The following is a 17,987-nucleotide window of genomic DNA, read 5'->3' on the forward strand; positions in this document are numbered from 1 at the left end:
GCGGCCCCGGGGGGCGCGGGGGGCGGCTCCCGGGGGGTAGACCGCACGATTTTACCCCCTCCGCCCCTCCTGCGGCTAAAAATCCTTCCGGACTACCCCGGCTCGCCGACCAGCAGCGCCGCCACCTCGTCGGCCGCAGCCACGACCTGGGGCGCGACGACCCGCTCGTCCAGGATGCCCAGGGTGACGATGCCGACGGAGGCCTCGAGCCCCTCGACCCCACGGACGGGGGCGGCCAGACCGCGGGCGCCGGTCTGCAGCTCCCCCGTCGTCGTGACGTACGCCGGGGGGCGGGCGCCCCCGTCGCGGCCGGCCCGCCCGAGCAGGACCGCCTTGCCGGCGGCGCCCTGGGCGAGCGGGTGGCGGGTGCCGACCCGGTAGGAGACGTGGAAGTCGGTCCAGGAGGGCTCGACGACGGCGAGCGCGAGCGCCTCGGATCCCTCGACGACCGTGAGGTGCGCGGTGCACCCGACCGACTCCGCCAGGGTCCGCAGCACCGGCTGCGCCAGGTCGCGCAGCACCGGCTGGACCGCGGCAGCGAGGTGGAGGATCCCCAGCCCCACGTGGAGGCGGCCCTTGGCGTCGCGGCGCACGAGGCCGTGCTGCTCCAGCGTGCTCACGAGCCGGTAGACGACCGTGCGGTTGACCTCGAGCCGCTGCGCGAGCTCGGTGACCGTGAGGCCGCCGGAGGTGCCGGCCAGCACCTCGAGCACGCGCAGGCCGCGGTCGAGGGTCTGGGAGGTCTCCGAGGACATGGCGGTGAGTCTAGGGAGCCGCGGTTGCCCGGCACTCAGGAGGACTTCCGGGCGGCCCACTCCCGGACCCGGTCGATGCGCTGGCGCAGCTGCTCGGCGTTGGCGATGGCGGCCGCGGGGCCGCCGCACTCCTTGCGCAGGGCGGCGTGGACGACGCCGTGCGGCTGGCCGGTGCGGTGGTGCCAGGCACCGACGAGGCCGTTGAGCTCGCGGCGCAGGACGGCGAGCTGCTCGTGCGTCGCGACCTCCTGGATCGCCGGGTCGCCGGGGTCCGTGGGTGACGGCTTCTGGGCCCGCCCCTGCGACCGCGCCCGGTCGGCCTGGCGCTGGCGCAGCAGGTCGCGCATCTGACCGGGCTCGAGCAGCCCCGGGATGCCGAGGAAGTCCATCTCCTCCTCCGACCCGACGTGCACCTCGCCCTCGTGGCCGAACTGCGCGCCGTCGTAGAGCACGTGGTCGAAGCGGGCCTCGGAGCCGATCGCCTCGAAGCTGCCGAGCAGGTCGTCGGAGGCGCCCTCGCCGGCCTGGGCCTGGGCGAGCAGGTCGTTCTCGGCGGCGAAGATGTCGTCCTCGCTGGTGACCCTGCGGCCCAGCACGTGGTCGCGCTCGACCTCCATCTCCGAGGCGAACCCGAGCAGGGTCGGGACCGAGGGGAGGAACACCGAGGCGACCTCGCCACGGGTCCGGGCACGCACGAAGCGGCCGACCGCCTGGGCGAAGAAGAGCGGGGTCGAGGTCGTGGTGGCCCACACGCCCACGGCCAGGCGCGGGACGTCGACGCCCTCGGACACCATCCGGACCGCGACCATCCAGCGCGAGTCGCCCTCGGAGAAGGCGGAGATCTTCTTCGAGGAACCCGGGTCGTCGGAGAGCACGACGGTCGCCGCCTCGCCGGAGATCTGGCGCAGCGTCTTGGCGTACGCGCGGGCCGAGTCCTGGTCGGTGGCGATCACGAGGCCGCCGGCGTCCGGGACGTGGCGGCGCACCTCGGAGAGCCGCTTGTCGGCGGCTGCCAGGACGGAGGGGATCCACGAGCCGGCCGGGTCCAGCGCCGTGCGCAGCGCCTGGTTGGTCAGGTCCTTGGTCAGCGGCTCCCCCAGCCGCGCCGCCACCTCGTCACCGGCGCGGGTGCGCCAGGACATCTCGCCGGAGTAGGCCAGGAACAGCACCGGGCGCACGACGTGGTCGGACAGCGCGTGCGAGTAGCCGTAGGTGTAGTCGGCCGCCGAGCGCGGGATGCCGTCGGGGCCGGGCTCGTAGGTGACGAACGGGATCGGGTTGACGTCGGAGCGGAACGGCGTGCCGGTCAGGCACAGTCGGCGGGCGGCGGGCTCGAACGCCTCGCGCACACCCTCGCCCCACGACAGCGCGTCGCCGGCGTGGTGGACCTCGTCGAGGATCACCAGGGTCTTGAACCGCTCGGTGCGGATGCGCATGGCGAGCGGGTTGACCGCCACGCCGGCGTACGTCACGGCGACGCCGACGTAGTCCTGGGAGGTGCGGCCCTTGCCGGCCGAGAAGCTCGGGTCGATGGGGATGCCGGCGCGAGCGGAGGCCTCCGCCCACTGGGTCTTGAGGTGGTCGGTGGGTGCCACGACGATGATCCGGTCGACGATCCGGCGCCCCAGCAGCTCGGCGGCCACCGACAGCGCGAAGGTCGTCTTGCCGGCGCCCGGCGTCGCGACGGCCAGGAAGTCACGGGCGGCGCGGCCCTCGCGGGCGGGGTCGAAGTACTTCTCCATCGCCTGCTGCTGCCAGGCGCGCAGAGAGGGCGCGGTGCCCCAGGCGGCACGGTGCGGGAAGGCGGGGCTGAGTGCATTGCTGGGTGCAGGCGTGAGCGAGGGGCCCGACTCCTCGTCGGGGCGCGGAGCGGCACTCACGCGTCGGCGCCGCCGTCGTCCTTGAGCGACTCCCAGACCTCTTTGCAGTCCGGGCAGACCGGGAACTGCTCCGGGGAGCGGCTGGGCACCCAGACCTTGCCGCACAGGGCCACCACGGGGGTGCCCATCACCAGCGCCTCGGTGAGCTTGTCCTTGTCGACGAAGTGCGAGAAGCGCTCGTGGTCGCCCTCGTCGGTGGGGACGGTACGACGATCCTGCTCGACCCGCTCGTCGAGGGCCGTCCCGGTCCCGCCGCCGTCGCCGTCGGTGCCGAATCCGAATCCACTCACGGGGTGGAACTGTACGTCGTCGGGGCCGCCTGGCCAGATCGGCACGGGGTCCTGGGCGACTAGTTGAGCTCGGGGTCGGCGGGCCGGGTGGCGTGCCACGCGAGCTCGCCGGGCTGGCGGCGCAGGACGTCGCGCCACAGGTCGGTCGCGTCCTCGCGGCACAGGTCGCCACCCTCGGACGGCACGACGTACCAGGCGCCCTCGGCGATCTCGTCCTCCAGCTGGCCGGCGCCCCAGCCGGAGTAGCCGGCGAAGATCCGCAGGCCGGCGAGCCGACCGGCCACGGCGTCCATCGGGGTGTCGAGGTCGACCAGCCCGAAGCGGCCGGCGACCCGGCGGAACCCGGCGCCGGGCACGACGGCGGCGTCGTCGAGCAGCGCGACGGCCAGGGCCCCGTCGGGGCTGACCGGTCCGCCCTGGAAGAGCACCTCCGGCTCGGCGACGACCTCGCCCCAGGCGGGCAGGACCTCGTCCACGGGCACCGGGCTCGGGCGGTTGAGCACCACCCCCACCGCACCGTCCGCGTCGGCCTCGAGGAGCAGGACGACGGTGTCGACGAAGTTCGGGTCCAGCAGCGTCGGGGCCGCGACCAGGAGCAACCCGGGGGCCGGGGCCAGGCCGGGGCCGCGACCGCTCGGCGTCGTACCGCTCATGGCCTCATCATGCGCCACCCGCACGCACGTGACACGCCCGCGGGCGTCGCACGACCACGGCAGAGCGCGACCACGGCGTGGCACGACCCCGGGCCGACGTCAGAAGGGAGGGAGGCGTCGGACCGGGGTCGTGGTGGTCCCGGGGCCGGTCGCGCAGGGGAGGGAGGGGCGACCGGACTGGCTCAGGCGGCGAAGGCCGCCTTGAGCCGTCCCAGGAGGCTGGTGGGGGTGGTGGGCTCGGGGACCGGCGCGAGGACCCAGCCCGTGCGGGCCTTCTCCTCGAGTCGGGCGCCGACGGCAGCGGCGCCGGCGTCGTGCGCGCTGGCCTGGCCGGCCATGACGGCGAGCAGGATGCGCTCCTTGGCCACCGCCTTGTCCATGGCCAGGGCCATGGCGTCGTCGAGCGGGTGGGCGCGGTGGTGGTCGACGATGGCGCGGACGCCGGGGAGCTCGGCGGCAGTGGCGCGCCAGGCGTCGACGACGGCGTCCTCGAAGGCCATCGGGCGCGCCATCAGCTCGCGCTCGATCCGACCGGCGAGGCGGGTGTGCCAGCGCAGCTGGAGGGCGCCGAGCAGCGTGAGCTCGTCGCCGAAGGAGTCCGCGACGCCCTCGACGTCCCAGGGCAGGAGGCCGTCGCGACGGGCGTCGGCCTCGGAGATCACGGCGCGGAGGATCTCTCCACGGGTGCGGTACGAGGTCCAGGTCATGGGGGTGTCGCCTTCCTCGATCAGGTGGTGTGGCTCACGGTTCACATACCGTGAGTACGTACCGAGAGTACGGAGCCGCATCCGAGCCACGCAAACACCGCGGGGTGGTCGGTGCGGTGATCCTGGCCACCTGTGACGGGCGCCCCACAAGTCTTGACGACGGGCGCTCCGGCGCCCCTGAGACGCCCGTCACTAGACTGGCGGTATGTCGAGGTCCTCGGTCTCCAAGCTCGTGCCCAAGGTCCCGGGTGTCCCCGGGACCTCGTTGCGCGCGCAGTACTCCGCCTCGACCAAGCGTGGCCTGGTCGACGTGGCCGAGGAGCTCTTCACCGAGCACGGCTACACCGCGACCTCGCTGGACGCCATCGTCAGCGGCGCCGAGGTCACCAAGGGCGCGCTCTACCACCACTTCAGCGGCAAGCAGGCGCTCTTCGAGGCGGTCTTCGAGCGGGTCTCCTCCGATGCCTCGCGCGCCATCCAGAAGGCGCTCAAGGGCAGGCGCGACCCGTGGGAGAAGGCACGCGCCGGCCTCGAGGCCTTCCTCCTGGTCGTCCAGGAGCCCCGCTACCGACGGATCGTGGTGCAGGAGGGCCCGTCGGTCCTGGGCTACGAGCGGTTCCGCGAGCAGGAGGAGCGCTCCACCTTCGCCACCGTCGTCGACATCGTCCGCTCGGTGCTCTCCGCGGGCACGTGGGAGCTGGACGAGCCGATGATCCAGACGTTCTCGCGGATCTTCTTCGGGGCGATGTCCGCGGCCGGCGAGGACGTCGCCGTCGCCGACGACCCGATCCTGGCCGCGACCCGGGTCGAGGCGGCCATCGGCTTCATCATCGCCGGGTTCCAGTCGCTCGCCGACGCCGGCGTCCCCCTCCCCGACCCGGGCGCCAGCCCGGTCGGGGTCCCGGCCGCTGTCGACGGCAGCTGAGGCACGACCCGCCCCCGCCGAACCGTCAGTTCTGAACCATCGAGGGGTCAGTTCCGAACAGTCGCGAGGTTCTCGACCCCGGTCCGCAGCCGCAGCATCTCGGCGGTTCGGAAGTGACGGCTCGGCGGTTCGGACCTGACGGCTCGGCGGTTCGGACCTGACGGCTCGGCGGTCAACAGGCGGCGTACGAGCGGGTGGTGGCGAGCGGCGCGTCGCCGCGGCGGGCCACGGTCGCCCGCACCTCGTGGTCACCCTCGGCGAGCGGGAGACGGAGGCGACCGGGGACGGCACTGCGGCCGATCCTGGTGACCTGCTCACCGTCGACCTCGAGCACCACGCTGCGCACCCGCGGCTGCTGGCGGGGCTGCAGCAGGCGCACGGCCAGCGTGCCGGCGGCGCAGTCGACCCCTGCGGGCAGCCGGACGTAGCGACGGCCCGGACCGGTCGCCCGACCCGTGGCCTCCCCCGGCGCCGGCACGTCCGCGCTCGGCGCGACGGTCCAGCTGCGGACCTCGCGCGTGAGGGCGACGTCGTCAGGGTGCAGCACCCCCGGCAGCGCCTCGACGGTGACGCTCACCCGCTGCGGCGCCTCGGTGCCGACGACCTCCACGCCGGCGGGCCCGGTCGGGAGCACGTCCTCGGCGACCGTCGTGCCGTCGACGGTCCAGGTGGTGCGGGTCCCCGCGCCGGTGCCGAGCACCTGCAGACCCAGGCGCACGGACTCCCCGGGCGCCACCACGACCACGTCGGTGGTCGGGGGCAGCACGGAGCCGGGCTCGACCAGGCTGACGCCGTACGTGCCCAGGTCGTCGGCGAGCAGGCGCAGCGGCAGCTGCTCGGCCGCGACCCGGCCGAACGGCTGGCCGAGCGTGCGCATGAGGCAGTCGTGGCAGGAGCGGTACCACCGGGTCGGTGAGTAGTGCGCGCCCTCGAAGAGCCCCACGACGTCCGGCGGCTGCGGACCGGTCGTCGGCACCGGGGTCGCCGGGTCGACCCAGCGCCGCCACTTCAGCCGCGAGCGGTCGGTGACGTCGGTGACATTGGCCAGGCACGGACCGTCCTGGGAGGAGGGCACGTCGGAGCAAGGGGGGTAGCCGGGGGTGAAGGTGTCGTACTCGTCGTCGAGGCCCAGCAGCGAGTGGCCCAGCTCGTGGGCCATCACCTCGGTGCCCGCCTCGTGGGTCGAGGTGGTCGCCACGAAGCCGCCGGACCCGCCGTACTCCTCGTCGTTGACCACGAGCAGCACCTGCTCCCAGCCCGGGTGGCCGGCGTCGGCGTCCGCGACGATCGCGCCCGTGTCGGCGGGGACGAGCAGGCGCTGGATGCCGAAGGAGCAGTACGTCGCGTCGTAGCGGGTCTCCACGAAGCCGGACCGGTGGGCGGTGCCGGTCTCGGGGCAGCAGCCGGGTGCGGTGGAGTAGTCCCGGCAGGTCGCGGACGGCGGCGGCTGGTCGGCGCCGCGCTCCTGGGAGGGCACGAAGAGGCCGACGACGTTGACGAGGTCGCGGTGCTCGGCGAAGGGGGTGCGGGCCAGCAGGTCGTCGGCCACCCGCGCGGCGTCGGCGGTGAAGGCTGCGCGGTCGCCTGCGGTGTAGCCGTCGCCTAGGACGACGACGTCGAGCCGGTTCGCCGACGGGCCGAGCGGGTGGCCGGGCAGCTCGCCCCGGGTCGGGGCGGTCGCGGCCGCGCGCCGCGCGGGGGCACGGTACGCCGCGGCGTACCCCTCCCCCGCGACGCGGGCCCGGACCGAGGTGAGGTCGGCGTCGACCGGCACACGGACCCGCAGGACCGGCGCCGGGTCGAGGACCTGCTCGCCGGTCAGCGCGGTGGCGCCGGCGACCCGCGGCAGCTCGGCGCGCACGTGGGTGGCCGGGACCGCGGTGCGGGCCAGGACCGTGCCGTCGGCGGTCCCCAGGAGCACCCGGGCCCGGGCACCGTCGACCACGCCGCGGCGGGGTGCGTCGGCGGCGGGCATGCTCACGTCGGAGACGACGCGCAGACCGCCGTCGGGGGTCGGCCGCAGGGAGACGATCCGGGCCAGGGCCGGGTCAGCGGGCGCGGGTGTGGCCGCCGCAGTCGGGGCGGGCCGGGTGCCTCCCGGGTCGACGGCTCCTGCCGGCGTACCGGCCAGGGCGGCCAGCAGCAGGCCCCCCGCCACCAGCCCACCGACCAGCGCGCCGGTGGCCGAGCGGGGGGACCTCACGTCAGCCGCCGATGCTCACGGAGCCGGTGGCGGCGGGGACGAGCTCGATCCAGGTGCGCCCGGCCGGCACCCGCACCGTGCCGAGGCGGTCGCGTAGCTGCAGCGGGGCGTCGAGCCCGGCCTTCTCCCAGGTCAGGTTGATCGCGCGGCCGCCGTGCAGCAGGACCGCCGGGCCCTTGCCCTCGAGGATCGACTCGGGCACGGGGTTGCCGGCAGGGTCGCGGTAGCCGGCGTCGCCGACCCGCACGCGCACGACCAGCACGGAGTCGGCCAGGAACTCGTCGCCGGCTGCGGCGAAGGTGTTGACGTTGCGGTAGCGCCCGCCCTCGAACGACCAGTTGGTCGCGTGCCCGCCGGAGAAGCGGGCCTCGAGCGTGCGGCCGGGCTGCCCCTTCGGCAGGTCCTTGGCCTCGCCCCACTCCAGGTAGTCGGCCGGGCGCTCGGGCGGGCCCTGCACCAGGGTCGCGGTCTGCGAGAGGTCGGTGAACAGGTTGTACGGCGCCGAGCGGGCGGAGTCGCGGAAGAACCCCTTCGCACCCTCGCCGAAGAACGGGATGCCGGCCTGGCGGATCCGCTGGATGGTGATCGGGGCAGCGCCGCTGGTGACCATCGCGCCGTCGACGGGCGAGACGATGCCGATGTCGGTGGACCGCATGGAGCGCACCGGCCCGACGGTTCCGGGGATCTCGGAGTAGAAGAACGCCGCCAGGCGGGTCATCCCGCCCTCGACCAGCTCCTCCACGACCAGGTCGGCGCTGCCGAGCCCGATCTGCGGGGCCGCCGAGGAGGTGTTGTCCATCTTCAGCACCATCACCGGGTGCCGGGCCGCCGCGCTGCCGCCCTTGGCCGGCAGGCCCGTGAGCGGCCAGGTCTCCGGGGTGACCTCGGAGCCCGCGGTCACCCCCTGGCTCGCCGCCCCGGAGGGCCCCTCCGCGTCCGGTCGGTCGTCGGCCCCGCAGGCCGCCACCCCCAGCAGGCCGGCGAGGGCCAGGGAGCAGACGGCGAGGCGGGCGGGACGGTGACGGGTGAGCACGGGGGGGACCTCCAGGGGGCGTGCGGTGCTGCGGGTGCTGCTCGGTCGTGCTGGGGCCGGGCTCAGCCGAGGGTGATGCCGCCGTCGACGTACAGCGTCTGGCCGGTGATGTACGACGCCTCGTCGGCCGACAGGAACGTGACCGCCGCGGCGATGTCCTCGGGGTACCCCACCCGCTTGACCGGGTTGGCGTCCGCGTTCATCTTCCGGAACTCCTCGACGTCCATCTTGAGGCGCGCCGCGGTGGCGTCGGTCATCTCGGTGGCGATGAAGCCCGGGGCGACGGCGTTGACGTTGATGCCGAAGGGGCCCAGCTCGATGCCGAGGGTCCGGGTGAAGCCCTGGATGCCCATCTTGGCCGCGGAGTAGTTGGCCTGGCCGCGGTTGCCCAGCGCGGAGATCGAGGAGATGTTCACGACCTTGCCGTAGCGCTGCTCGACGAAGTGCTTCTGCGCGGCCTTGGTCATGAGGAACGCCCCCTTGAGGTGCACGCCCATGACCAGGTCCCAGTCGTCCTCGGTCATCTTGAAGAGCAGGTTGTCGCGGGTGATGCCGGCGTTGTTGACCAGCACGTGCACGCCGCCGAGCTCCTCGACCACGCGCGCGATGGCGGCGTCGACGCTCTCGGCGTTGCTGACGTCGCAGCCCACGCCGATCGCCTTGGCGCCGTCGACCAGGGAGAGGCGGCCGGCGGCGTCGGAGGCGGCGGACTCGTCGAGGTCGATGATCGCGACCGAGGCACCCTCCTCGGCGAAGCGGTTGGCGGTGCCGAAGCCGATGCCGCGCGCGGCTCCGGTGACGATGACGACGCGACCGTCGAAACGACCCATGGTGGTGGTGCTCCTTCGCAGAGGGACTGTCTGGACTGACTCAGGACTGAGTGGGGACTGGCTGGACCTGGCGGTGACCCGCTGGTGTGGCCGGTGGTGACCGCGCTGCGCGCAGGCGGCGCCGCGCTGGGCCCCCAGCACCCTAGACGGGCCGGCGGCGGCGGGGGTCGGCACCCGCGGATCGGACCGGCCGCGACACGCGTGGGTCCGGACGCGCTGAGGCTCAGGCGAGCGCGGCGCGGAGGCGCTCGGCGTACGCCGCCCGCTCGCCGTCGGCGTACTTCTGCCGCGGCCAGAAGAACCCGCGCAGCCCGTCACCCTTGGTGCGCGGCACGACGTGCAGATGCAGGTGCGGGACCGACTGGCTCACGGTGTTGTTGATCGCCACGAAGGAGCCCTGGGCTCCCAGCACGTCGACCACGGCGGTGGCGATGTCCTGCGCGGCGGCGAGGAAGGGGTCGCGCAGCGGCGCAGGGAGGTCGGGGAGGGTGGCGTGGTGCTCGCGCGGGACGAGGAGGACGTGGCCCTTGAAGACGGGGCGCTGGTCGAGGAAGGCCAGCAGGTGCTCGGTCTCGAGCACGACGTCGGCGGCCAGCTCCCCGGCCACGATCGCGCAGAAGACGCAGTCGCGGCCGGGGGTCGCAGAGGTCATGCCGACATCATGGGGCGGCGACGCTCAGCCGTTGCCACCCGCTCGGAAGGCCAGCCACGCGTCGCTCATGCGGGCGGCCTGGCCCTCGGTGAACATGTCCATGCAGTCGTCGACGGTGTAGTCCATGAAGTTGTGGACCGGGTCCAGGCCAGGGGCCGCGCAGGAGTCGGCGCCCTCGGGGCAGCCGAACTGCGGGAAGGCCTCGCGCGGGGTGTCCTCGACGCCGTCGCCGACCGGCGTGCAGCCGTTGGCGAAGGTGTGCTCGAGCATCATCCAGTGGCCGACCTCGTGGGTCAGGGTGTCGCCGCCGTTGTAGGGCGCGGCGGTGCCGCCGGGCATGGACTCGTCGAGGATCACGACCCCGTCGATGAAGTCGCGACCGTTGTTGTAGCCCTTGGGGAAGTAGGCCCAGCCCAGGAGGCCCCCGCCGATGTCGGCCGAGTAGACGTTGAGGGTCTCGGAGTCGCCCTCGTGCAGGGCGGCCTTCATGTCCTTCTCGGTCTTGCCGGGGGTGACCTGAGCCCACGCGGGGTTGACCGTCCAGGTCGTCTTGACCAGGTCGAAGCGGAAGGCGGTGTCGGCGGCCTCGGTGGCGGTGGTGCCGGCGAAGGCGTCGTTGAGGACGTCCATCTGCGCCGCGATCATGTCCTCGGTCCGGGCCCGCTCGGCGGCCGTGGGCTCGGTGTCGCTCAGCACGTGGAAGACCGTGTCGATGGTGACCGAGCCCGGCGCGAGCGTGGGGGCGTCGGGGAGCACGCCGTACCTCGGTGCGTCCTTCTTCGGGTAGAGCGCGGGCTCCTCCGCCGTGGCGCCGAGGGCCTTGCGGGCGCCGGAGATGTGGCCTTGCTCGTCCTCGCAGACCTCGACGCCGGGCGAGGACGCCGCGGTGACGGCCACGGGCGCCGCGCCGGTCAGGACGGTGACGGACAGGACGCTGGCCGCGGCGGCGGCCAGGACGGAACGGGTCGAGCGGTGAGCGCGCAGGCGCATGGGTGGTGCTCCCTCCGAGACACGCCGACGGTCGCCGGCGGGGCAGCAACCTAACCCCGGGGACCGACGGTCGTCACGCACCTCGGCCGTCGACCTGCGACGGTGCGCACTGCCTCAGTCGCAGACCTCCGTCGCGCAGACCGGCGGCAGCAAGGGTGCTCCGTGGTCGTGGGCGTCCTCGCCCGGTCCCGCACCCCGACCACCGCTGCGCGGGACGGCGTCGAAGTGGTGGCTGTCGGCGGTGCCGTAGGTCCAGCGCAGGCCGTGGCGGCGCATGATCGCGACGACCCGGTGGCTGCTGGAGCGCCAGGCCACCCGCGGGTGCGAGCGCGAGGCCCACCACGAGTTGGGGACCAGCCCGTGGCTGGACCGGTAGGGGTTCTCCCAGGTGTTGATGTCCAGCGAGCGGCCCCAGGCGTGCGGCGAGCGGATGCCGGGCCGGCCCACGACCTGGCGGCAGTTGAACGCCGAGGTGTTGCCGGCCGCCATCGAGGCGTAGTCGTCGGCGCCACGCAGTCGCGGTGACCAGCCGAACCGGTCGGCGCGGAACATCGCGCGGACCGGCAGCCCGGCGCGGTACATCTCCGAGAGCGCCGCCGACATCTGGCCGACCACGGACGCGGCGGCGACCAGCTCGCCGCGGTAGCGGTACCCGTCGTAGCCCCAGTGGTTGATCCGCAGCAGCCGCAGGCCCTCGCGACCCACGGGGCAGCCGGCGTGCCAGGTGCGCCCGGTCATCGAGCGCCAGACACTGCCGGGGATCCGGGTGATCCGGGGCGCCGATCCCTCGCCGACGGCCCGCGGCGGCCGGGGCAGGGCGCGTCGCGGCACCGGCCCCCCGACCCGTACGACGGTGCCGGGAGGTGTGTTGTCCAACCGGTGCACGGGGCTGGTGTCGCCCTCCAGCCAGGGCTGCCGCGGCGTGCGCACGCGGTAGCGGGTGTCCTCCCGCGGGGCGACCCGGGTCGACGCGCGACCCTGCTCGTCGGTGCGCAACCGCTCGACCACGCGCCAGCGGTCCCCGCGGCGCTCCTCGAGGACCACCTCGCCCGTGACCGGCTCCCCGGCACGGGTGCGCCAGCGCAGTGCCAGGCGGACGCTCGTCTCGTCGACGACCTCGTCGGGGCCGGCGAGCTCGGCGTGGGCGGTGCGTCGGAGCAGGGGCAGCGTCACCGGCCCGGTCTCCTGGGGGCCGGTCTCCTGGGGAGCGGCGCCGTCCTCGGGACTGCCGCCGGGCTCCCCCGTGGTCCCGTCCCAGGTCGCCCGCACGACGTTGCCGCCCGGGTCGCGCTCGAGCACCGCCTCGAGCGCGGCGCTGCCGGTCGCATCGGTCACCACGACGGCGAGCTCGCGCCACTCCTCCCCCACGAGCCGCTCGACGCGGACGCTCGCCCCGACCACCGGCTGGCCGGCCGCGTCGGCGAGCACGACGGTCACCGGCGCCGGCTCACCGGCGTACGTCGGTGGGGCGGTGAGGTGCAGGCCGGGTGCGTGCTCGCGCTGGTCGCGGTCCGCGGGCGCACCGACGGCCGGCGCCGCCAGGGCGAGGGACAGCGAGAGGGCGACGAGGACGAGCTTCCCGAGCAGCACCTCGCCACCCTCCCCCGACCGGACGGCGGGCGGGCCCACCCGGACCGGCGAGTCGACGCCGGTCCGAGCGGGCCGGAGGGGGCAGGGGGATCAGCCCCGGTCGGCGACCCAGGCGTCGCGCGCGTCGACGGCGATGTCGGGGTGGTCGGTGAACAGCGCGTCGACCCCGGCCTCGAGGAAGGCCACGGTCTCCGCACCCATGTCGCCGAAGGCGTCCGGGTCGGTGCCGCGGCGGAAGTTCGTCGCCATGAACTGGTTCTCCGCGCGCAGCGTGTAGACCACGACGCGCAGACCGGCCGCGTGCGCGTCGTCCACCACGTCGCTGGGCTCGCCGGTGGCACCGGTGGCGGGGTCACGCGGGAGCACGACGTTCTTCTCGGGGCTCAGCCAGTCGGCGTACGTCGCCACCTCGGCGAGCCCTGCCGGGGTCACCAGGTCGGCGTACGTCGTGGGCTCCCCGGCGGCGACCGCGTCGTAGGGCGCGCCCGAGCCGGAGACCAGCTGCACCAGCGGCACCTTGGTCATCGTGTCGAGCTCGCGCAGGTTGGCGGTCTCGAACGACTGCACGAGCACCGGGCTCTTCCTCTTCGTGAGCCCCGCCTCCTCCAGCTCGGCGACGAGCGGCTCCTCGAGCGAGAGCCCGATCGAGTCGAAGTACGTCGGGTGCTTGGTCTCCGGCGCGACCGCGACGTCGAGGCGGTCGGCCAGGCGCAGCACCTGGGCCAGGGTGGGGATGCCGTAGCGGCCGTCGTACTCGGTGTTGGCCGGTCGCACCTCCGGCAGCCGCTCGACCGCGCGCAGGGTGCGCAGCTCGGCCAGGGTGAAGTCCTCGGTGAACCAGCCGGTGACCGGGCGGCCGTCGACGACCTTGGTGGTGCGGCGGTCGGCGAACTCGGGTCGGTCCGCGACGTCGGTGGTGCCCGAGATCTCGTTCTCGTGGCGGGCGACGAGGACGCCGTCCTTGGTGGGGACCAGGTCGGGCTCGATGACCTCGGCACCCATCTCCACGGCCAGGCGGTAGGCGGCCAGGGTGTGCTCGGGGCGGTAGCCCGAGGCGCCGCGGTGGCCGACGACCAGCGGGGTGTCGAGCTGGGTGAGGGGCTTGGCCGCGCCGCCGGGGCGGTCGGCCCGGTCGGCCTGCTCGGCGGCGGCCGCGGGCGGGCCGGTGAGGACGAGCGCCAGGAGGACGGTGGACGTGGCGATGGGCGCGGTCGCGCGCCTGACCCGAGATGTCATGGGCAGGAGGCTGGCGGCGTACGGCGTCAGGACCGCGACGCGTCCGGGTCGCGCGGTCGACGGCTCGGTGAACGCCTCGCGCGCGCTCGGCCCGGCTCAGGGCAGGTCGCTGAACCGCTCCACGTCGCGGCGCTCGCCCGAGACGATGATGACGTCGCCGGGCACCACGACGGTGTCGGGCGTGGCGTAGGTGAACTGGCGGCTGCCGCGCTTGATACCGACCACGGTGATGCCGTACGCCGAGCGGATGTCGGTGTCGCGCAGCGGCTTGTTGAGGATCTGCTTGGGCGGCTTGCTCTTGACGAAGGCGTAGCCGTCGTCGAGCTCGATGTAGTCCATCATCCGGCCCGACACGAGGTGGGCCACGCGCTTGCCCATGTCGTGCTCGGGGCGTACGACGTGGTGGACGCCGATCTGGGTCAGGATCCTGGCGTGGGCGGCGCTGATGGCCTTGGCCCAGATGTCCGCGACGCCCAGGTTGATGGCCACCGACGCCGACAGGATGCTCGCCTCGAGGTCGGTGCCGACGCCGATCACGGCCCGCTCGAGGTCCTGGATGCCCAGCTGGCGCATGGCCTCCTCGTCGGTGGAGTCGGCCTCCACGACGTGCGTGAGCCGGCCCGCGAGCGACTGCACGATGCGCGGGTCGCTGTCGATCCCGAGCACCTCGGTGCCGCCCGCGACGAGCTCCAGCGCCAACGACTTGCCGAAGCGGCCGAGGCCGATGACGGCGACCGCCCCACGAGGGGTCGCGCGGGGCTGGTTCCTAGCCAATGAGAGGCCTTCCTTCGGGGTGGTGGTAGAGCCGCTGCCGCTCGCGCAGCGCGAGGGCGGAGACCAGGGTGATGGGGCCGAGCCGGCCCACGAACATCAGCGCGACCAGCATCAGCTGCGCCGGCGTACCGACGTCGGCGGTGATGCCGGTGGAGAGGCCGACCGTGGCGAAGGCGGAGACGACCTCGAACAGCACCACGGCCGTCCGCAGCCCGGTCAGCTCCACCATCACGACGGTCGCGGTGACCACGAGCCCCACCGAGAGCAGGGCGACCGTCAGGGCCTGCCGCACCACCCGGTCACCGATGCGGCGCTCGAAGGCCTGCACGTCGCGCTCGCCCCGCACCTCGGCCCAGATGACGAAGAAGAGGAGCACGAAGGTGGTCACCTTGATGCCGCCGGCAGTGCCTGCGGACCCACCGCCGATGAACATCAGCACCACGGTGACCAGCAGCGTCCCCTCGTTGACGGCGCCGTAGTCGATGGAGTTGAAGCCCGCCGTGCGCGGCATGACCGCCTGGAAGAACCCGGCCAGCACCCGGCCCGGGGTGTCGAGCTGTCCCAGGGTGGCGGGGTTGCGCCACTCGTTGGCGGTGACGACCACCGTGCCGAGGACCAGCAGCACGGCCGTGGCCCAGAGCGTCATCTTCGTGTGCATGGACCACCGGCGCGGCGTGCGGAGGTGACGGCGCACCTCCAGGATCACCGGGAAGCCGATGCCACCCAGGATCACCGAGAAGGCGATGGGCAGGCAGATCCACGGGTCCGTGACGAAGCCGATGAGACTGTCCGACCACAGCGCGAAGCCGGCGTTGTTGAACGCCGAGACCGAGTGGAAGACGCCGAGGTACGCCGCGCGCCCGGGCGAGTAGTCGTAGGCGAGCCAGAACCGCAGCCCCAGCACCAGCGCCACCACCGCCTCGACGACCAGGCTGGTGCGCGCCACGCCCACGACCACGCTGCGCACGTCCCCGAGACCGACCGCCTTCGTCTCCGCGGCGGCCGTCATCCGCGCCCGCAGCCCCAGGCGGCGGGAGATGGCCAGGCCGAGCAGGCTGGCCAGCGTCATGGTGCCGAGGCCGCCGACCTGGATCAGCGCCAGGATCGTCACCTCACCGAAGGTGGAGAAGTACGACTCGGTGTCCACGACCACGAGCCCGGTCACACAGACCGCGCTGGTCGCGGTGAAGAGCGCGGTCAGCGGGTCGGTCCAGTCGGTCCCGCTCCGGGCGACGGGCAGCATCAGCAGCAGCGTGCCGACCAGCACTGCGCCGGCGAAGCCGGCCACGACCACCTGGGCCGGGTGCCGGAGCACCCGGGGTCGCCTCTCGCGCAGCACGGGACCGAAGGTAGACCTCTCGGGCGACGCCACTGTCAGCGGCCCGCCCTAGGGTCGGCCCATGAGCACGCAGACGATCGTCCTGTTCCACCACGTCGCCGGGCGGACGCCGGGCATGGAGGCACTGGCCGAGCGCTGGCGCGCTGCCGGGCACGTCGTGCACGCCCCCGACCTCTTCGGCAGCCGCACCTTCGGATCGGTGGAGGAGGGCTTCGGCTTCGTGCAGTCGATCGGCGGCTTCGACGAGGTGCGGGCCCGGGCACTGGCAGCGGTCGAGGAGCTGCCCGAGCAGGTGGTGTACGCCGGGGTGTCGATGGGTGTGGTCGCGGCGATGCACGTGGCCGCGCGGCGTCCGGGCGCGGTGGCGGGGGTGTTCCTGGAGTCCTTCGTCGACCCCGAGCACGTCGGGCCGTGGCCGGTCGGTGCGCCGGTGCAGGTGCACGGGATGGAGGACGACGAGTTCTTCGGCCTCGAGGACCTCGAGCCGGCCCGCGCCTTCGCCGCCACCCGCGACGACGTGGAGGTCTTCACCTATCCCGGCGACCAGCACCTGTTCGTCGACAGCTCGCTGGCGGCGTGGGACGCCGCGGCCGCAGCGCAGGTCGACGAGCGGGTGCTGGCCCTCCTCGCGGGGCTGTAGGCGGCCGGCGGCCCCGGGGAGGGGGTCGCTCGGCGACGTTCCGCACGCCTCGGGCGCTCCTGGTGTGCGGAACGTCGCTCAGCGCACTCAGACCGGCGCGCCCAGCAGCCCGAGCACGATGCCGACCGCGGCACAGACCCCGAGCACCCGCAGCACGCCCCACCCGCGCCAGAACATCAGCAGCGAAGCCAGGGCGAGGAGCCCCAGGGCGACCGGGTCTGCGGAGGAGAGCACCGGCAGGTCCAGCGACACCGGACCCGTCCCGACCTCGCGCTGGTCGTCGAAGAGCGTGGCCAGGGCGAAGAAGAGCGCCAGGTTGGCGATGACGCCGACGACCGCGGCGGTGATGCCCGCGAGGGCCGAGGACAGGGCGTGGTTGCCGCGCAGCCGCTCGACGTAGGGCGCCCCCAGGAAGATGAAGACGAAGCAGGGCACGAAGGTGACCCAGACCGTCAGCAGGGAGGCCAGCACGCCGGCGACCCACGGGTCGAGGCCGCCGGGGTCGCGGTAGGCGCCGAGGAACGCCACGAACTGCACGACCATGATGAGCGGGCCGGGCGTCGACTCGGCGAGCGCGAGGCCGCGCACCATCTCGCCGGGGGCGAGCCACCCGTAGACCTGCACCGCCTGCTGGGCGACGTAGGTCAGCACCGCGTAGGCGCCACCGAAGGTCACGAGCGCCGTGCCGGAGAAGAAGAGGGCCTGGTTGACGAGGACGCTGTCGCGCCCGAGCAGCACGGCGAAGGCCACGACCGGGGCGGCCCACAGCACCACCCCGACCACCACCACCTTGAGGGCGTGGCTGCGCGTCGCCGGCTCCTGGTGCAGCGCGTCGTCGGGGATGAGCGGCTCGGGTCCGCTGTCGGGGTCACCGTGCTTGGCGTGCGGCAGCACCTGGGGGGCGACCCGACCCAGGACCCAGCCGACCACGGCAGCAGCCGCGACGACGGCGGGGAACGGTACGGCGAAGGCCGCCAGCGCCACGAAGGCGGCCACCGCGACAGCCACCATCACGGGGTGCCCCAGCGCCCGGCCGCTGAGCCGCCACACCGCCTGCGCGACGATCGCGAGCACCGCCGGCGCCAGTCCCGCGAAGAGGGCCTCGACCGCCGTGGTGTCCCCCAGCCCGACGTACAGGCCGGAGAGGGCGAGGAGCGCGACGAGCCCGGGCAGCACGAAGAGGGTGCCGGCGATGAGGCCGCCCTTGATGCCGTTGAGCAGCCAGCCGATGTAGATGGAGAGCTGCTGGGCCTCGGGTCCGGGGAGCAGCGTGCAGAACGAGAGGGCGTGCAGGAAGCGGCGCTGGCCGATCCAGCGGCGCTCATCGACCAGCTCGCGCTGCATCATCGCGATCTGTCCGGCCGGTCCCCCGAAGGTCTGCAGGGAGATGAGGAACCAGACGCGGGTGGCTTCGCGGAGCGGGACGAGGGGTTCAGCCTCGGGAGCGGCAGGCACGGGGGCATCCTGCCGGGACGAGGTGGACGCCGGGC

The 17,987-nt window shown here is 74.0% G+C and carries 17 protein-coding genes; 2 read left to right on the plus strand and 15 right to left on the minus strand.

The genetic code is table 11. The annotated features are described in order from the left end of the window. Positions 1–92: 92 nt before the first annotated feature. From Q1V71_RS10940 to Q1V71_RS10960, 5 genes are all read right to left on the minus strand, one after another. Entirely contained in the window at positions 93–755 is a 663-nt protein-coding gene (locus tag Q1V71_RS10940; protein WP_300643759.1) for a helix-turn-helix domain-containing protein, read from the minus strand. Positions 756–790: 35 nt separating this feature from the next. Beyond that, positions 791–2,521 (minus strand): DEAD/DEAH box helicase, encoded by a 1,731-nt coding sequence (locus tag Q1V71_RS10945; protein WP_300643801.1) that lies wholly within the window; start codon positions 2,519–2,521, stop codon positions 791–793. Between the two features lie 110 nt (positions 2,522–2,631). After that, positions 2,632–2,925 (minus strand): DUF3039 domain-containing protein, encoded by a 294-nt coding sequence (locus Q1V71_RS10950; protein ID WP_300643761.1) that lies wholly within the window; start codon positions 2,923–2,925, stop codon positions 2,632–2,634. A gap of 59 nt (positions 2,926–2,984) precedes the next feature. After that, on the minus strand, positions 2,985–3,578 hold the full coding sequence (locus Q1V71_RS10955; RefSeq protein WP_300643763.1) for a YqgE/AlgH family protein: 594 nt from the start codon (positions 3,576–3,578) through the stop codon (positions 2,985–2,987). 182 nt (positions 3,579–3,760) lie between these two features. Further along, the gene (locus Q1V71_RS10960; protein WP_300643764.1) at positions 3,761–4,330 is read right to left on the minus strand and encodes a hypothetical protein; all 570 of its coding nucleotides are present in this window, start codon (positions 4,328–4,330) and stop codon (positions 3,761–3,763) included. A 160-nt stretch (positions 4,331–4,490) separates the two neighbouring features. On the opposite strand from Q1V71_RS10960, the gene Q1V71_RS10965 reads away from it, so the two are divergent. Further along, positions 4,491–5,210: a TetR/AcrR family transcriptional regulator gene (locus Q1V71_RS10965; protein WP_300643765.1), complete on the plus strand. Its 720-nt coding sequence runs from the start codon at positions 4,491–4,493 to the stop codon at positions 5,208–5,210. 172 nt (positions 5,211–5,382) lie between these two features. Here Q1V71_RS10965 and Q1V71_RS10970 read toward each other — a convergent pair whose 3' ends face one another. The 9 genes from Q1V71_RS10970 to Q1V71_RS11010 form a co-directional block, all read right to left on the minus strand. After that, on the minus strand, positions 5,383–7,413 hold the full coding sequence (locus tag Q1V71_RS10970; protein ID WP_300643767.1) for a M64 family metallopeptidase: 2,031 nt from the start codon (positions 7,411–7,413) through the stop codon (positions 5,383–5,385). A gap of 1 nt (position 7,414) precedes the next feature. Beyond that, on the minus strand, positions 7,415–8,446 hold the full coding sequence (locus Q1V71_RS10975; RefSeq protein WP_300643768.1) for a DUF3048 domain-containing protein: 1,032 nt from the start codon (positions 8,444–8,446) through the stop codon (positions 7,415–7,417). A 62-nt stretch (positions 8,447–8,508) separates the two neighbouring features. After that, complete coding sequence (locus Q1V71_RS10980; protein ID WP_300643770.1) at positions 8,509–9,276, minus strand: SDR family NAD(P)-dependent oxidoreductase; 768 nt, start codon at positions 9,274–9,276, stop codon at positions 8,509–8,511. A 223-nt stretch (positions 9,277–9,499) separates the two neighbouring features. Continuing rightward, on the minus strand, positions 9,500–9,928 hold the full coding sequence (locus tag Q1V71_RS10985) for an HIT family protein (protein WP_300643772.1): 429 nt from the start codon (positions 9,926–9,928) through the stop codon (positions 9,500–9,502). A gap of 24 nt (positions 9,929–9,952) precedes the next feature. Beyond that, complete coding sequence (locus Q1V71_RS10990; RefSeq protein WP_300643774.1) at positions 9,953–10,918, minus strand: zinc metalloprotease; 966 nt, start codon at positions 10,916–10,918, stop codon at positions 9,953–9,955. A 114-nt stretch (positions 10,919–11,032) separates the two neighbouring features. Further along, positions 11,033–12,508, minus strand: coding sequence for a M15 family metallopeptidase (locus Q1V71_RS10995; protein ID WP_300643776.1), 1,476 nt, complete (start codon positions 12,506–12,508; stop codon positions 11,033–11,035). Between the two features lie 90 nt (positions 12,509–12,598). Next, entirely contained in the window at positions 12,599–13,744 is a 1,146-nt protein-coding gene (locus tag Q1V71_RS11000; RefSeq protein ID WP_300643777.1) for a glycerophosphodiester phosphodiesterase, read from the minus strand. A 96-nt stretch (positions 13,745–13,840) separates the two neighbouring features. Then, on the minus strand, positions 13,841–14,518 hold the full coding sequence (locus Q1V71_RS11005; RefSeq protein WP_300643779.1) for a TrkA family potassium uptake protein: 678 nt from the start codon (positions 14,516–14,518) through the stop codon (positions 13,841–13,843). Continuing rightward, the gene (locus Q1V71_RS11010; protein ID WP_300643780.1) at positions 14,511–15,857 is read right to left on the minus strand and encodes a TrkH family potassium uptake protein; all 1,347 of its coding nucleotides are present in this window, start codon (positions 15,855–15,857) and stop codon (positions 14,511–14,513) included. The genes Q1V71_RS11005 and Q1V71_RS11010 overlap by 8 nt, the downstream gene beginning before the upstream one ends. A gap of 61 nt (positions 15,858–15,918) precedes the next feature. Here Q1V71_RS11010 and Q1V71_RS11015 point away from each other — a divergent pair, with 61 nt between their 5' ends. After that, positions 15,919–16,497: a dienelactone hydrolase family protein gene (locus Q1V71_RS11015; RefSeq protein ID WP_300643782.1), complete on the plus strand. Its 579-nt coding sequence runs from the start codon at positions 15,919–15,921 to the stop codon at positions 16,495–16,497. A gap of 87 nt (positions 16,498–16,584) precedes the next feature. On the opposite strand, the gene chrA is transcribed toward Q1V71_RS11015, so the two are convergent. Next, on the minus strand, positions 16,585–17,952 hold the full coding sequence (gene chrA, locus Q1V71_RS11020) for a chromate efflux transporter (protein ID WP_300643784.1): 1,368 nt from the start codon (positions 17,950–17,952) through the stop codon (positions 16,585–16,587). Positions 17,953–17,987: the final 35 nt, after the last annotated feature.

Origin of the sequence: Nocardioides sp. (genome assembly GCF_030149505.1) — a bacterium.
GTDB lineage: Bacteria > Actinomycetota > Actinomycetes > Propionibacteriales > Nocardioidaceae > Nocardioides.

Bases quoted from the DNA above. Each gene is read 5' to 3' on its own strand.
- Q1V71_RS10990 (WP_300643774.1), bottom strand. From the start codon at position 10,918: ATGCGCCTGCGCGCTCACCGCTCGACCCGTTCCGTCCTGGCCGCCGCC.
- Q1V71_RS11000 (WP_300643777.1), bottom strand. From the start codon at position 13,744: ATGACATCTCGGGTCAGGCGCGCGACCGCGCCCATCGCCACGTCCACC.
- Q1V71_RS10985 (WP_300643772.1), bottom strand. From the start codon at position 9,928: ATGACCTCTGCGACCCCCGGCCGCGACTGCGTCTTCTGCGCGATCGTG.
- Q1V71_RS10965 (WP_300643765.1), top strand. From the start codon at position 4,491: ATGTCGAGGTCCTCGGTCTCCAAGCTCGTGCCCAAGGTCCCGGGTGTC.
- Q1V71_RS10940 (WP_300643759.1), bottom strand. From the start codon at position 755: ATGTCCTCGGAGACCTCCCAGACCCTCGACCGCGGCCTGCGCGTGCTC.
- Q1V71_RS10955 (WP_300643763.1), bottom strand. From the start codon at position 3,578: ATGAGCGGTACGACGCCGAGCGGTCGCGGCCCCGGCCTGGCCCCGGCC.
- Q1V71_RS11015 (WP_300643782.1), top strand. From the start codon at position 15,919: ATGAGCACGCAGACGATCGTCCTGTTCCACCACGTCGCCGGGCGGACG.
- Q1V71_RS10980 (WP_300643770.1), bottom strand. From the start codon at position 9,276: ATGGGTCGTTTCGACGGTCGCGTCGTCATCGTCACCGGAGCCGCGCGC.